This is a genomic window from Alicycliphilus denitrificans K601, from assembly GCF_000204645.1.
Lineage (GTDB): Bacteria > Pseudomonadota > Gammaproteobacteria > Burkholderiales > Burkholderiaceae_C > Alicycliphilus > Alicycliphilus denitrificans.
Window position 1 is genome coordinate 854643 of sequence record NC_015422.1, and the last position, 14197, is coordinate 868839.

Below are 14197 nucleotides of genomic sequence, written 5' to 3' on the forward strand. Positions count from 1 at the left end.
ATGGGAAAGACGACAGGCTTTCTGGAATACGAGCGCATCGAGGAGGGCTACCCCGCGCCCGCCGAGCGCGTGAAGCACTACAAGGAATTCGTCATCGGCCTGAGCAGCGAGCAGGCCAAGATTCAGGCCGCGCGCTGCATGGACTGCGGCACGCCGTTCTGCAACAACGGCTGCCCGGTCAACAACATCATCCCGGACTTCAACGACCTCGTGTACCACCAGGACTGGAGAAGCGCGAGCACGGTGCTGCACAGCACCAACAACTTCCCCGAGTTCACCGGCCGCATCTGCCCCGCGCCCTGCGAGGCAGCGTGCACGCTCAACATCAACAGCGACGCGGTGGGTATCAAGAGCATCGAGCACGCCATCGTCGACCGCGCCTGGGCCGAGGGCTGGGTGCAGCCCCAGCTGCCCAGGCACAAGACCGGCAGGAAGGTCGCCATCGTCGGCGCCGGCCCGGCGGGCCTCGCTGCGGCGCAGCAGCTCGCGCGCGCCGGGCACGACGTGACGCTGTTCGAGAAGAACGACCGCGTGGGCGGCCTGCTGCGCTACGGCATCCCCGACTTCAAGCTCGACAAGGGCCACATCGACAAGCGCGTGCGCCAGCTCGTGGCCGAGGGCGTGCAGATCCGCACCGGCGTGTTCGTGGGCAGCGAGAAGGACGGCCTGGGGCAGGGCAGCAAGGTCACCAACTGGTCCACCGAGACCGTCACGCCCGCGCAGCTGCAGGCCGAATTCGACGCCGTGCTGCTCACCGGCGGCGCCGAGCAGAGCCGCGACCTGCCCGTGCCGGGGCGGGACCTCGCGGGCATCCACTTCGCCATGGAGTTCCTGCCGCAGCAGAACAAGGTCAACGCGGGCGACAAGCTCAAGGGCCAGATTCGGGCCGATGGCAAGCACGTCATCGTCATCGGCGGCGGCGACACCGGCAGCGACTGCGTGGGCACCAGCAACCGCCACGGCGCCAAGAGCGTGACGCAGTTCGAGGTCATGCCCATGCCGCCCGAGCAGGAGAACAAGCCGCTCGTCTGGCCCTACTGGCCGCTCAAGCTGCGCACCAGCTCCAGCCACGACGAGGGCTGCGTGCGCGAGTTCGCCATCTCCACCAAGGAGTTCACGGGGCACAAGGGCAAGGTCACGGGCCTGAAGACCGTACAGGTCGAGTTCAAGGACGGCAGGTTCTCCGAGGTGCCCGGCACCGAGAAGGAATACCCTGCCGACCTCGTGCTGCTGGCCATGGGCTTCGTCAGCCCCGTCGCGGCCGTGCTCGACGCCTTCGGCGTGGACAAGGACGCGCGCGGCAACGCCCGCGCCAGCACGGACTTCATCGGCGGCTACGCCACCAGCGTGCCCAAGGTGTTCGCCGCGGGCGACATGCGCCGCGGCCAGTCGCTCGTCGTCTGGGCCATCCGCGAGGGCCGGCAGGCCGCGCGCGCGGTCGATGAGTTCCTGATGGGCGCCAGCGACCTGCCGCGCTGAACGTTCGCTATTGGAAAAATAGCTTCCAGCGCTTGATGGACGGGCATTGCAGGCCGTTTTTGCTTCAAACCCGTGGGGCGGCGGGCATGGCGTGCGGGCGCGGCCCGTGCCAACGGTGGGACAATCGCGGGTTTCCCCGGCCGCGCCATCCCGGGCGCGGGCCGGATCCTTCCCACCGTTTCCTTTGAAGATCGCTACTACGCCATGAAGAAGATTGCTGCCGTTGCCTTGCTGTCCCTGGGTGCCGTGCTGGCGGGCTGCTCCAAGCAGGAGAACGCCCCCGCGCCCGCCGCCGCGCCCGCGCCCGCCGCCGTGACCCAGATCGTCGTTGGCCTGGACGACAACTTCCCGCCCATGGGCTTTCGCGACGAGAAGAACGAGTTGGTCGGCTTCGACATCGACATGGCCAAGGAGGCCGCCAAGCGCCTGGGCCTGCAAGTGGAGTTCAAGCCCATCGACTGGAGCGCCAAGGAGGCCGAGCTGTCGGGCAAGCGCGTGGACGTGCTGTGGAACGGCCTGACCATCACCGAGGAGCGCAAGCAGAACATCGCCTTCACCGCGCCCTACATGGAGAACCACCAGATCATCGTCGTGCCCGCCGGCTCGGCCATCAAGGCCAAGGCCGACCTGGCCGGCAAGGTCGTCGGCGCGCAGGAGGGCTCCAGCGCCGTGGACGCGATCAAGAAGGAAGACGCGGTGTTCAAGTCGTTCAAGGAATTCAAGACCTTCGGCGACAACGTGACCGCGCTCATGGACCTGTCCACCGGCCGCCTGGAGGCCGTGGTGGTCGACGAGGTGGTGGGCCGCTACTACGTGGCCAAGAAGCCCGACCAGTACGAAGTGCTCGACGACAACTTCGGCACCGAGGAATACGGCGTGGGCCTGCGCAAGGACGACACCGAACTGCACGGCAAGCTCGACAAGGCGCTGGCCGACATGAAGGCCGACGGCGCGGCCGCGAAGATCGCCGAGCAGTGGTTCGGCAAGAACATCATCAAGTAACCTACCCCTCCTCGGGCTTACCTGACACCGGCAGCGCCTGCATCGGCCTGCCGGTGTTTTCATGATGGACTACGTACTCTCCCTCCTGGGGCCGCTGGCGCAGGGCGCCACCGTCACCCTGAAGCTGTTCGTCATCACGCTGGCGCTGGCCGTGCCGCTGGGTCTCGTGCTGGCGCTGGCGCGGCTGTCGCGCTGGAAGGCCCTGTCGGGCGCGGTGAACGGCTACATCTGGCTCATGCGCGGCACGCCGCTCATGCTGCAGATGCTGTTCATCTACTTCGCGCTTCCCTTCGTGCCCGTGGTCGGCGTGCGCCTGCCGGACTTCCCGGCGGCCGTCACGGCGTTCGCGCTCAACTACGCGGCCTACTTCGCCGAGATCTTCCGCGCCGGCATCCAGTCCGTGGACCGGGGCCAGTACGAGGCCGCCAAGGTGCTCGGCATGAGCTACGGCCAGACCATGCGCCGCATCGTGCTGCCGCAGATGGTGCGCAGCATCCTGCCGCCCATGAGCAACGAAACCATCACCTTGGTCAAGGACACTTCCCTGATCTACGTGCTGGCCCTCAACGACTTGCTGCGCGCCGCGCGCGGCATCGTGCAGCGCGACTTCACCACCACGCCCTTCATCGTCGCCGCGGCCTTCTATCTGCTGATGACCCTGGTGCTCACCTGGGGCTTCCAGCGCCTGGAGCAACGCTATGCCAAATACGACCAGTGACGTGCCCATGATCGAGGCGCGCGGCGTGGTCAAGCGCTTCGGCCACAACGTGGTGCTGCGCGGCGTCTCGCTGTCGGTCGCGCGCGGCGAGGTGGTGGCCGTCATCGGCCCCTCGGGCTCGGGCAAGAGCACCTTCCTGCGCTGCCTGAACCACCTGGAAACCATAGACGGCGGCCACGTCGCCATCGAGGGCGAGCCGCTGGCCACGACCGATGCCCGCGGCCACTGCCGCTACGTGCCCGACGCCGAGGTGCGCCGCATCTGCGCCAAGACCGGCATGGTGTTCCAGCACTTCAACCTGTTCCCGCACCTCACGGTGCTGGAGAACCTCATCGAGGCGCCCATGGTGGTGCAGGGCCTGCCGCGCGCCGAGACCGTCGCGCGCGCCGAGAAGCTGCTGGACAAGGTGGGCCTGTCGCAGAAGCGCGACAACTACCCCGCGCGCCTGTCGGGCGGGCAGAAGCAGCGCGTGGCCATCGCCCGGGCGCTCGCCATGCAGCCCGACATCATGCTGTTCGACGAGCCCACCTCGGCGCTCGACCCCGAACTCACGGGCGAGGTGCTGCGCACCATGCGAGAGCTGGCCGAGGAGCGCATGACCATGCTCGTCGTCACGCACGAGATGGGCTTCGCGCGCGAGGTCGCGCACCGCGTGGCCTTCATGGATCAGGGCGAGCTGATCACGGCGCGCCCCGCGCAGGAGTTCTTCGCCGACCCGGGGCACGAGCGCGCGCGGGCGTTCCTGGAACACATGCTGTAGGCGCAACCGACATCCAAACGTCCATGAACCTCGCCCCGCTCCCAGCCCAGCACGCCCAGCGCGTACTGCTGCACAACGAAGTCCACGCCCGCCCGCCCGAGGCCATGGCCGCGCCGCTGGCGATCTCGCACATCGTGATGCTGGCCGACGCGGCGGGCCGCGATGCGAGCCGCGCCCACCTGGCGGCGCTGCTGCGCGACCACCACCTGGCGCCGCCGGACGCGCATACCACCCATCTGCGCGCGGACCTGGGGGCCTTCCGCATCCGCTGGGAGCTGCACACCGAGTTCGTCACCTGGACCTTCACGGTCGTGCCGGTCGGCGGCATCCATGCCGGGGAGGGGCGTGCGCCCGCGGCGGCGCTGGAGGCCGTGCCGCGCGACTGGCTCGCGCTGCTGCCCGGCGAATGCCTGTGCGCGCTGCACCTGTGGGTGGCCGCGGGCGGCGGCTGGTCCGCCACGCCGGCGCAGCGCGGCTGGCTGCGCGAGGAGTCGCTCGTCGCCTCGGCCGTGGCCGAGGGGCAGGGCGAGGTCTACACCGACTTCGCCATCCATGCCGACGGCTTCTCGCGCATGCTGCTCGTGGCCGGGGCACTCTCGCACCAGCGCCTGGGGCGGCTGGTGCAGCAGCTGCTGGAGATCGAGACCTACCGCATGGCGGCCCTGCTGGGCCTGCCCGCCGCGCGTGAGGCCGGCGCCGCCCTGGCCAGCGCCGAGTGCGAGCTGGCCGCGCTGGCCGAGGCCATACGCAGCTCGCGCCGCGACGCCGAGCCCGCGCTGCTCGACCGCCTCACGCGGCTGGCGGGGCAGGTCGAGGGGCAGTACGCGGCCACGCATTCGCGCTTCTCGGCCAGCAGCGCGTATTTCGAGCTGGTGGACCGGCGCATCCAGGACATCGCCGAATCGCGCATCGCGGGCCTGCAGACCATCGGCGAATTCATGGAGCGGCGCCTGAGCCCCGCGCGCAGCACCTGCGCCTGGGCCGCGCGGCGGCAGAACGCGCTGTCCGAGCGCGTCTCGCGCATGAGCAGCCTGCTGCGCACGCGCGTGGAGATCGAGCAGCAGCAGAACAACCAGGCCCTGCTGGTCGCGATGAACCGCCGCGGCGACCTGCAGCTCAAGCTCCAGTCCACGGTGGAGGGGCTGTCGGTGGCGGCCATCACCTATTACATCGTCGGCCTGGTGAGCTACCTGGCCAAGGGCGCGCAGAAGATTGGCTGGCCCTTCTCGCCCGAGAGCACGGCGGCCGTGGCGATCCCGCTGGTCGCGGCCAGCGTGTGGTGGTCGCTGCGGCGCCTGCACCACCGCATGTTCGGCGAGGCGCATTGATCAAAAAGAAGAGCTGCTTCCGCTTGTTCTTCAATGATTTCAACATGTCTTCATGCTGAGAACCAGTAGAAGCAAGTGGGAGCAGCTCTCTTTTTTGAGGATCAACCCGTCGTCACCGTGACGGGCGGCAGCTCCGACGGATCGCGCACCTCGTCCAGCACGTCCCCGCTGCGCAGCGGCCGCGTGGGCCGCGCCAGCAGCGCGCGCACGAAGTTGGGCTGGGCCAGCAGCGCCTGGTGCATGGCGCCGTTGTAGAGCTGCAGGCCGTGCAGGCCGCGCGCGGCGATGCGCGCATCCACTTCGCTCGCGCCGAGCAGGGCCGGGTCGGTGTCGTTCGAGGCCATGGCCATGCACCACAGCGTGCCGTACAGCGGCACGTACTGCAGGTAGGGGCGGAAGACGGGGAACACCGCGCGCACCGAGGCGGCGATGCGCGTCATGGTCTCGGGCAGGTGGATGGGCGAGCCCAGGTGCAGCGAGAGCACGCCGCCGGGGTTCAGCGCCCGGCGGCAGGCCGCGTAGAACTCCACGGTGTACAGCTCCACGGCCGGGCCGAAGGGGTCGGTCAGGTCCAGCACGATCTGGTCGAAGCGCTCGCCGCCCTGCACCAGCAGGTCGCGCGCGTCGCCCAGGCGCAGCTGCAGGCGCGGGTCGTCGAACGCGCCGCGGTGGATGGCGCCGAGCCACTCGCGCGCCATGGCGACCACGTCGCCGTCCAGCTCGGCCAGCACCACGCGCTCGATGCCCGGCAGCTTGAGCAGCTCCTCGGCCGCGCCGCCGTCGCCGCCACCCACCACGAGCGCCGTGCGCACGCCCGGGTGGGCGATGGCCGGCAGGTGCACCATGGGCTCGTGGTAGAAGAACTCGTCGCGCTCGCTGGTCATGAAGCAGCCGTCGATGCGCATCACGCGGCCGAACTGGGCGTTGTCGAAGACCTCGATGTGCTGCCAGGCCGACCGGCGCTCGGCAAGCGGGCGGCCGCAGCTCAGGTAGAAGCCGAAGTCGGCGTTCAGGCGCTCGGCCACGTAGAGCGTGGCCTGCGCGGCAGGCGTGCCGCTCATCAGGCGCGGTCGACGCGATGCAGGTGGGGGTCCTTGGGGTTGAATGCGGCCTGCAGGTCGTCGAACAGCTTCTGCGCCTTGGGCCGGTTGTTCGCGGTGTAGTTGCACACGTACACGTCCAGCGTGACGTAGCCCGCCTCGGGCCAGGTGTGGATGGACAGGTGCGACTCGGCCAGCACCACCACGCCGGTCACGCCGCCGCCCTCGCCGAAGCTGTGGAACAGGCTGCCCACGGCGGTCAGGCCGGCGGCGGCCACGCGTTCCTTGCAGAAGGTCTCCAGGTACTCGGCGTCCAGCATCAGGCGGCTGTCGCACAGGCAGCCGTACAGGTCGCCTATCAGGTGCAGGCCGGTGGCCTTGCGCGGGGTGGCGGCAGGTGCTATGGGGACGACGGACTGGAGGTTTTTCATGGTTCTGGAACCTTTTCCCTTTTTGCGAGGAGGTGGCAAAAACCGCTACCACGGCCGGGGGAGCGCCCCGTCGGGTACCGGCCGGCACGCTGCTGCGGCGGCAGGCGCGTGACGGAAGGAAAGGAATGTCGCTGGCTCATTGCCGCGCCTTCGTTCCGTTGTGCGCACCTACACGCCCATGCAACGCTGACAGCAATCCGCCCTGGCCGGAGCCGGGGCATGACATTTTTTCGAACCTATGATTATAGCCGATCGTTATATTAGAACTATGGGTTCTATGGGCGCGCAGCGGAAGGTGAAGGGTTTCCCCTATGATGCGGGGTTCGCCGCGCGGCCCGGGCCTCGGCGATCCCATTTCTGTCCAACATGCAACCCCAATCCCCCGCGTCCAGCGACGCCCTCGTGGAACTGTGCAACGTCACCTTCGGGTACGGCGAGCGCGTGATCCTGCGCGACCTGTCCCTGACGGTGCCGCGCGGCAAGGTCACGGCGCTCATGGGCGCCTCGGGCGGGGGCAAGACCACGGTGCTGCGCCTGATCGGCGGGCAGCAGCGCGCGCAGCAGGGCGAGGTGCTGGTGGCCGGGCAGGACGTGGGCCGCATGGACACCGCGCAGCTCTACGCCGCGCGTCGGCGCATGGGCATGCTGTTCCAGTTCGGCGCGCTGTTCACCGACATGAGCGTGTTCGAGAACGTGGCCTTCCCGCTGCGCGAGCACACCGATCTGCCCGAGGAGCTGATCCGCGACATCGTGCTCATGAAGCTCAACGCCGTGGGCCTGCGCGGCGCGCGCGACCTCATGCCCAGCCAGATCTCGGGCGGCATGGCGCGGCGCGTGGCGCTGGCGCGCGCCATTGCGCTCGATCCCGAGCTCATCATGTACGACGAGCCCTTCGCGGGGCTGGACCCGATCTCGCTGGGCACGGCCGCGCAGCTCATCCGCCAGCTGGGCGACGCCATGGGCCTGACCACCATCGTCGTCTCGCACGACCTGGAGGAGACCTTCCGCCTGGCGGACCACGTCATCATCCTCGGCCCCGGCACCGTGGCCGCGCAGGGCACGCCCGAAGAGGTGCGCGCCAGCACCGACCCGCTGGTGCACCAGTTCGTGCACGCGCTGCCCACGGGGCCCGTGCCGTTCCACTACCCCGGCCCCAGCGTGGCCCAGGACTTCGGCCCCGTCGGCGCGCAGCACCAGGACGGAGGTACGCCATGAGCTGGTGGCGGCCGTCGCACGTGGGCTATGCCGTGCGCAGCAAGCTGGCGGACCTCGGCATGGGCGCGCGCCTGTTCGTGCGCCTCGTGGGCCTGTTCGGCACGGCCATGCGGCGCTTCGGTCTGGTGCGCGACCAGGTGCACTTCCTGGGCAACTATTCGCTGTCCATCATCGCCATGTCGGGCCTGTTCGTGGGCTTCGTGCTGGCGCTGCAGGGCTACAACGTGCTGCAGCTCTACGGCTCGGCCAACTCGCTGGGCCTGGTGGTCACGCTGGGGCTGGTGCGCGAGCTCGGACCCGTGGTCACGGCGCTGCTGTTCGCCGGCCGCGCGGGCACCTCGCTCACGGCCGAGATCGGCCTCATGCGCGCGGGCGAGCAGCTCTCGGCCATGGAGATGATGGCCGTGGACCCGGTGCAGCGCATCCTGGCGCCGCGCTTCTGGGGCGGCGTGATCGCCATGCCGCTCCTGGCGGCGGTGTTCAGCGCCGTGGGCGTGATCGGCGGCTGGCTGGTCGGCGTGGTGCTGATCGGCGTGGACGGCGGCGCCTTCTGGGGGCAGATGCAAAGCAGCGTCGACGTCTGGAAGGACGTGGGCAACGGCGTTGTCAAGAGCGTCGTGTTCGGCGTGGCCGTCACCTTCATCGCGGTGCTGCAGGGCTACATGGCCAAGCCCACGCCCGAGGGCGTTTCGCGCGCCACCACGCGCACCGTGGTCATGGCATCGCTCACCGTGCTGGGGCTGGACTTCGTCCTCACGGCACTGATGTTCAGTATTTGAGGAGCGGCAGCCACCGCCGCCGAGGAAATTCACCATGCAGCATTCCAAGAACGATATCTGGGTCGGGCTGTTCGTCCTGCTCGGAGGCGCGGCGCTGGTCTTCCTGGCCCTGCAGTCGGCCAACTTGCTCCAGCTCAACTTCCGCTCTGGCTACGTGATCACGGCGCGCTTCGACAACATCGGCGGCCTCAAGCCCAAGGCGGCGGTGCGCAGCGCCGGCGTGGTCGTGGGGCGCGTGCAGTCGATCAGCTTCGACGACAAGACCTACCAGGCGCGCGTGGCGCTGGAGATCGAAAAGCGCTACGCTTTCCCCAAGGACAGCTCGCTCAAGATCCTGACCAGCGGCCTGCTGGGCGACCAGTACATCGGCATCGAGCCCGGCGCGGAGGAGGACAACCTCGCCGACGGCAGCATGGTCACGAACACGCAGTCCGCCGTGGTGCTGGAAAACCTGATCGGCCAGTTCCTCTACGGCAAGGCAGAGCAGGGCGCTGCTCCGGCGGGCGGAGGTGGAAAAAAATGACAACTGACTCACGATCCAGAACCCGGGCGGCGCGCTGGGCGGCGCTGCTGCTCGGCGCGGCCCTTGCCACCGGCTGCGCCACGGGCCCCAATGCCAACCCGGCCGACCCGTTCGAGCCCTACAACCGCGGCATGACCCGGTTCAACGAGAACGTGGACAAGGCCGTGCTCAAGCCCGTGGCCACCGTGTACCGCGACGTGATACCGAGGCCCGTGCGCACTGGCGTGGGTAACTTCTTCGCCAACCTGGGCGACGCCTGGTCGTTCGTCAACAACCTGCTGCAGGCGCGCGGCCTGGAGGCTTACGAGAGCCTCGTGCGCTTCAGCACGAACACGGTCTTCGGCCTGGGCGGGCTGCTGGACATCGCGAGCGAGGCCGGCATAGAGCGCCACAAGCAGGACTTCGGCCTGACGCTGGGGCGCTGGGGCGTGCCCACGGGCCCCTATCTGGTGCTGCCGCTGCTGGGCCCGTCCACGGTGCGCGACACGGCGGCCCTGCCCGTGGACTACTTCGTCGGCGACCCGGTGGGTTATGTAAACGATGTGCCGGTGCGCAATTCGCTCTATGGCCTGCGCTTCGTGGACAAGCGCGCCAGCCTGCTGCACGCGACCAGCGTGCTCGACGAGGCCGCGCTCGACTCCTACAGCTTCACGCGCGACGTGTACCTCAAGCTGCGTGGGGGGGCGAAAGCCGGCGCGGACGACGAGGAAGGCGGCAAGCTGCCCGACGACTATTGACGGCGGCGCCCCGCGGGCATGGTTGCAGTTGCTTGCATCCCGGCACGCGGGCGACGCAATGTGCGCGCGCCCCGCACCCCACAATCAAAAAAACAAAAACTCTGCAAGGATCTCCCCATGACCAACCGTCGCACCCTCATGCAATCGGCCGCCGCCCTGGTGGTGGCCGCCGGGCTGCCCTGGCACCAGGCCGCGCTGGCCGCCGACGAGGCGCCCGATGCGCTGATCAAGCGCCTGTCGGCCGACGTGCTGGAGACCGTGCGCAATGACAAGTCCATCAAGAGCGGCGACGTGGACAAGATCATGGTGCTGGTGAACAAGGCCATCCTGCCGCACGTGAACTTCCGCCGCATGACGGCCGCCGCCGTCGGGCCGGCCTGGCGCAGCGCCACGCCCGAGCAGCAAAAGCGCCTGCAGGACGAGTTCAAGACCCTGCTGGTGCGCACCTACTCCGGCGCCCTGAGCCAGGTCACGGACCAGACCATCGTCGTCAAGCCGCTGCGCGCCGCGCCGGGGGATACGGACGTGCTGGTGCGCACCGAGATCCGCGGCCGCGGCAATCCGGTGCAGCTGGACTACCGCCTGGAAAAGACCCCGGGCGAGGGCGGCGGCTGGAAGATCTACAACCTGAACGTGCTGGGCGTGTGGCTGGTCGATACCTACCGTCCCCAGTTCGCCCAGGAGATCAACGCCAAGGGCGTGGACGGCCTGATCGAGACCCTGGCCGCGCGCAACAAGGCCAATGCCGGCACCAACGCCGGCGTCGCCGGCGCGAAGTGAGCGCGGAGGGCGTCTGCATGCTGGTACTGCCTGCCGAACTCACGCACCGCCAGGCCTCGGTCAGCCTGCGCATGCTGCTGCAGGCGCTCAAGGCCCAGGGCGAGCAGCAGGTGGTGGTCGATGCCGGGGCGCTGGCCGCCTTCGACTCGTCGGCCCTGGCCGTGCTGCTGGAGTGCCGCCGCGTGGCCGTTTCCGAGGGCAAGGGCTTCATGGTCAAGGCCCTGCCGCCGGCGCTGGCCAGCCTGGCGGGCCTGTACGGCGTGCAGGAGCTGCTGCCCTCGTTGGGGTGAACCCCGAAGGCGGCGTGCCGGCCTTCGGGGAGATACTTGCCGTGCTGAACACGAAAATCCACCATGTCCAAGCCCGAACCCGGTGCGGCACCCTCCGGCCCGGCGCCCGATCCGTTTCGACAGCTGCTCGACGAGGTCGGGGCCTTCGTCTACACCATCGACTTGCAGGGGTGCTACACCTACGCCAACCGCCTGGTGCTGGAGCTGCTGGGGCATCCGCTGGACTACGTGCTGGGCAAGGACATCAGCCACTTTTTCGGCGAGAAGAGCAACCAAGTCATTCGTGAGAACGATGCGCGCGTGCTGCGCGGTGGTGAGACCATCGCGCGCGAGGAAACCAACCTCATCAAGGCCACGGGCGAGCTGCGCACCTACTGGTCCATGAAGAAGCCGCTGCGCGACGCCGCGGGCAACATCGTCGGCATGCTGGGCATCTCGCACGACATCACCGAGAAGAAGCGCCTGGAAGACCGCGTGCGCAAGCAGAAGGAGCTGCTCGACACCGTCCTGGACAACGTGGACGCGCTGGTCTACATGAAGGACGCCAACCGGCGCTTCGTCTACGCCAACCAGCATATGGCCGACGTCCTGGGCCTGCCGGTCGAGCGCATCGTCGGCAGCCTGGACACGGACCTCCTGCCGCGCGACCTGGCCGACAGATTCTGGGCGATGGACCAGAAGATCTTCGCATCGGGGCAGCGCCAGAGCAGCGAGGAGGCGGTGGTCGATGCCTGCGGGCGGCTGCGCCACTACTGGCGCGTGGTCGTGCCCCTGCCCGCGCCCGACGGCACGCCGGCGGTGATCGGCCTGAGCACCGACATCACCGAGCTGCACGAGCTCAAGGAGGAGCTCAGGCGTCAGGCCAGCACCGATGGCCTGACGGGCCTGGCCAACCGGCGCAGCTTCTGCGAACGCGCCGGGCACGAGTTCGCGCGCAGCCGCAGGCACGGCACGCCGCTGTCCCTGATCGCCATCGACATCGACCATTTCAAGCGTTTCAACGACAGCTACGGCCACCCGCTGGGCGACCGCGTGCTGTGCGCGTTCGCAGCCTGTTGCCAGAGCATGCTGCGCGAGGCAGACCTGTGCGCCCGCACCGGCGGGGAGGAGTTCTGCATCCTGCTGCCGGACACGGGCCTCGATGACGCCCGGCGCATCGCCGAGCGCATCCGCGTGTCGGCTGGCTCCCTGTGCGTGGACGGGCAGAGCCCGCAGCTGCGCATCAGCGCGAGCTTCGGCGTCGCCAGCCTGGAGAGCGGCGACCAGGCGTTCGACACGCTGTTCTCGCGCGCCGACCGGGCGCTCTACTGCGCCAAGCAGCAGGGCCGGGACTGCATCTTCGCCTGGCCCGGAGGTTGACTCCCCGGGTGGGCCGCCCCCCGCCGCCTATGTCCCCGCAGGCGCCTGTCCGGCGGCGGCGACTTAGAATGCGCGGTTCCCATGACCGCCGTATCCTTCCAATCCGTCTCCAAGACATTCCCCACGCCCCGCGGGCCGTTCCAGGCCCTGCACGGCGTCAGCCTGGACATCGAGGAGGGCGAATTCTTCGGCCTGCTGGGGCCCAACGGCGCGGGCAAGACCACACTGATCAGCATCCTGGCCGGCCTGTCGCGCGCCACCCAGGGCCGCGTGACGGTGCTGGGCCACGACGTGCAGGCCGACTTCGCGCGCGCACGCCAGTGCCTGGGCGTGGTGCCGCAGGAACTGGTGTTCGACCCGTTCTTCAACGTGCGCGAGACACTGCGCCTGCAGTCGGGCTACTTCGGCGTGAAGAACAACGATGCCTGGATCGACGAACTGCTCGAAAGCCTGGGCCTGGCCGACAAGGCCACGGCCAACATGCGCCAGCTCTCGGGCGGCATGAAGCGGCGCGTGCTGGTGGCGCAGGCGCTGGTGCACAAGCCGCCCATCATCGTGCTGGACGAACCCACGGCCGGCGTGGACGTGGAGCTGCGCCAGACGCTGTGGCAGTTCATCGCCAGGCTCAACAAGCAGGGCCATACGGTGCTGCTCACCACCCATTACCTGGAGGAGGCCGAGGCGCTGTGCGGGCGCATCGCCATGCTCAAGAACGGCCGGGTGGTGGCGCTCGACAGCACCTCCGAGCTGCTGCAGAGCGCCAACGCCAGCGTGCTGCAGTTCAAGACCGATGCGCCGCTGCCCGCGGCGCTGGCGCGGCTCGCGCGCGTGACCGGGCGCATCGTGCAGCTGCCCGCCCATGACGCCGCCGAGATCGAGCACCACCTGGCGGCCCTGCGCGAGGCCGGCGTGGCCAGCGAGGACGTGGAGATCCGCCGCGCCGACCTGGAGGACGTTTTCATCAAGGTGATGGGTTCGGAAGCCGCGGAGGCCGTGGCATGACCGGCTGGCAGACCCTGTTCTACAAGGAGGTGCTGCGCTTCTGGAAGGTGGCCTTCCAGACCGTGGCCGCGCCCGTGCTCACCGCCGTGCTGTACCTGCTGATCTTCAGCCACGTGCTGGAGGACCGCGTGCAGGTCTACGGGCAGCTGAGCTACACCGCCTTCCTGGTGCCGGGCCTGGTGATGATGAGCATGCTGCAGAACTCCTTCGCCAACAGCTCGTCCAGCCTCATCCAGAGCAAGATCATGGGCAACCTGGTGTTCGTGCTGCTCACCCCGCTGTCGCACTGGGCCTGGTTCACGGCCTACGTGGGCTCGTCGGTGCTGCGCGGGCTGCTCGTCGGCCTGGGGGTGTTCGCCGTCACGCTGGCCTTCGCGCGGCCGGCGTTCAGCGCGCTGCCCTGGGTCTTCGTCTTCGCCCTGCTGGGTGCGGCGCTGCTGGCCACGCTGGGCGTGATCGCCGGCCTGTGGGCCGACAAGTTCGACCAGATGGCCTCGTTCCAGAACTTCCTCATCATGCCCATGACGTTCCTGTCGGGCGTGTTCTACTCCATCCACTCGCTGCCACCCTTCTGGCAGCATGCCAGCCGCTTCAACCCGTTCTTCTACATGATCGACGGCTTCCGCTACGGCTTCTTCGGCGTGAGCGACGTTTCGCCCTGGCTCAGCCTGGCCATCGTCGGCGGCGCCTGGCTGGCCGTCAGCTTCCTGGCCCTGCGCCTGCTGCGCACGGGCTACAAGATCCGCAACTGAAT

16 protein-coding genes are annotated in these 14197 nt (G+C 68.8%); 14 read left to right on the forward strand and 2 right to left on the reverse strand.

Features of this window, described 5'->3' with window-relative positions; genetic code table 11:
* The 5 genes from ALIDE2_RS04035 (at window position 1) to ALIDE2_RS04055 (ending at window position 5287) form a co-directional block, all read left to right on the forward strand.
* Window positions 1–1479 carry a glutamate synthase subunit beta gene (locus ALIDE2_RS04035; protein ID WP_013517748.1) on the forward strand — a complete coding sequence of 493 codons (1479 nt, stop codon included), beginning with the start codon at window positions 1–3 and terminating at the stop codon, window positions 1477–1479.
* 204 nt (window positions 1480–1683) lie between these two features.
* Window positions 1684–2481, forward strand: coding sequence for an amino acid ABC transporter substrate-binding protein (locus ALIDE2_RS04040; protein WP_013517749.1), 798 nt, complete (start codon window positions 1684–1686; stop codon window positions 2479–2481).
* Window positions 2482–2545: 64 nt separating this feature from the next.
* A complete protein-coding gene (locus ALIDE2_RS04045; protein ID WP_041701265.1) occupies window positions 2546–3199 on the forward strand; it encodes an amino acid ABC transporter permease in 654 nt (217 codons plus the stop codon).
* Window positions 3180–3959, forward strand: coding sequence for an amino acid ABC transporter ATP-binding protein (locus ALIDE2_RS04050; protein WP_013721462.1), 780 nt, complete (start codon window positions 3180–3182; stop codon window positions 3957–3959). Before ALIDE2_RS04045 ends, ALIDE2_RS04050 begins: the two co-directional genes overlap by 20 nt.
* Before the next feature lie 23 nt (window positions 3960–3982).
* Complete coding sequence (locus ALIDE2_RS04055) at window positions 3983–5287, forward strand: DUF3422 family protein (RefSeq protein WP_013721463.1); 1305 nt, start codon at window positions 3983–3985, stop codon at window positions 5285–5287.
* A 101-nt stretch (window positions 5288–5388) separates the two neighbouring features.
* On the opposite strand, the gene speE is transcribed toward ALIDE2_RS04055, so the two are convergent.
* Window positions 5389–6348: a polyamine aminopropyltransferase gene (speE, locus tag ALIDE2_RS04060; RefSeq protein ID WP_013721464.1), complete on the reverse strand. Its 960-nt coding sequence runs from the start codon at window positions 6346–6348 to the stop codon at window positions 5389–5391.
* Window positions 6348–6758, reverse strand: coding sequence for an adenosylmethionine decarboxylase (speD, locus tag ALIDE2_RS04065; RefSeq protein WP_013517754.1), 411 nt, complete (start codon window positions 6756–6758; stop codon window positions 6348–6350). Before speD ends, speE begins: the two co-directional genes overlap by 1 nt.
* 366 nt (window positions 6759–7124) lie before the next feature.
* On the opposite strand from speD, the gene ALIDE2_RS04070 reads away from it, so the two are divergent.
* The 9 genes from ALIDE2_RS04070 (at window position 7125) to ALIDE2_RS04110 (ending at window position 14195) form a co-directional block, all read left to right on the forward strand.
* Window positions 7125–7973, forward strand: a complete 849-nt coding sequence (locus ALIDE2_RS04070; RefSeq protein WP_013517755.1) for an ABC transporter ATP-binding protein — start codon at window positions 7125–7127, stop codon at window positions 7971–7973.
* A complete protein-coding gene (mlaE, locus tag ALIDE2_RS04075) occupies window positions 7970–8752 on the forward strand; it encodes a lipid asymmetry maintenance ABC transporter permease subunit MlaE (protein ID WP_013517756.1) in 783 nt (260 codons plus the stop codon). The genes ALIDE2_RS04070 and mlaE overlap by 4 nt, the downstream gene beginning before the upstream one ends.
* A 34-nt stretch (window positions 8753–8786) precedes the next feature.
* Window positions 8787–9275, forward strand: coding sequence for an outer membrane lipid asymmetry maintenance protein MlaD (gene mlaD, locus ALIDE2_RS04080; protein ID WP_013517757.1), 489 nt, complete (start codon window positions 8787–8789; stop codon window positions 9273–9275).
* Window positions 9272–10012 carry an MlaA family lipoprotein gene (locus ALIDE2_RS04085; protein ID WP_013721465.1) on the forward strand — a complete coding sequence of 247 codons (741 nt, stop codon included), beginning with the start codon at window positions 9272–9274 and terminating at the stop codon, window positions 10010–10012. Before mlaD ends, ALIDE2_RS04085 begins: the two co-directional genes overlap by 4 nt.
* Before the next feature lie 117 nt (window positions 10013–10129).
* Window positions 10130–10792 carry an MlaC/ttg2D family ABC transporter substrate-binding protein gene (locus tag ALIDE2_RS04090; protein WP_013721466.1) on the forward strand — a complete coding sequence of 221 codons (663 nt, stop codon included), beginning with the start codon at window positions 10130–10132 and terminating at the stop codon, window positions 10790–10792.
* Window positions 10793–10809: 17 nt separating this feature from the next.
* Window positions 10810–11082: an STAS domain-containing protein gene (locus ALIDE2_RS04095; protein ID WP_013721467.1), complete on the forward strand. Its 273-nt coding sequence runs from the start codon at window positions 10810–10812 to the stop codon at window positions 11080–11082.
* Between the two features lie 63 nt (window positions 11083–11145).
* Entirely contained in the window at window positions 11146–12441 is a 1296-nt protein-coding gene (locus tag ALIDE2_RS04100; protein ID WP_013517761.1) for a sensor domain-containing diguanylate cyclase, read from the forward strand.
* An 81-nt stretch (window positions 12442–12522) separates the two neighbouring features.
* Window positions 12523–13443 carry an ABC transporter ATP-binding protein gene (locus ALIDE2_RS04105; protein ID WP_013517762.1) on the forward strand — a complete coding sequence of 307 codons (921 nt, stop codon included), beginning with the start codon at window positions 12523–12525 and terminating at the stop codon, window positions 13441–13443.
* Complete coding sequence (locus tag ALIDE2_RS04110; protein ID WP_013517763.1) at window positions 13440–14195, forward strand: ABC transporter permease; 756 nt, start codon at window positions 13440–13442, stop codon at window positions 14193–14195. Before ALIDE2_RS04105 ends, ALIDE2_RS04110 begins: the two co-directional genes overlap by 4 nt.
* Window positions 14196–14197: the final 2 nt, after the last annotated feature.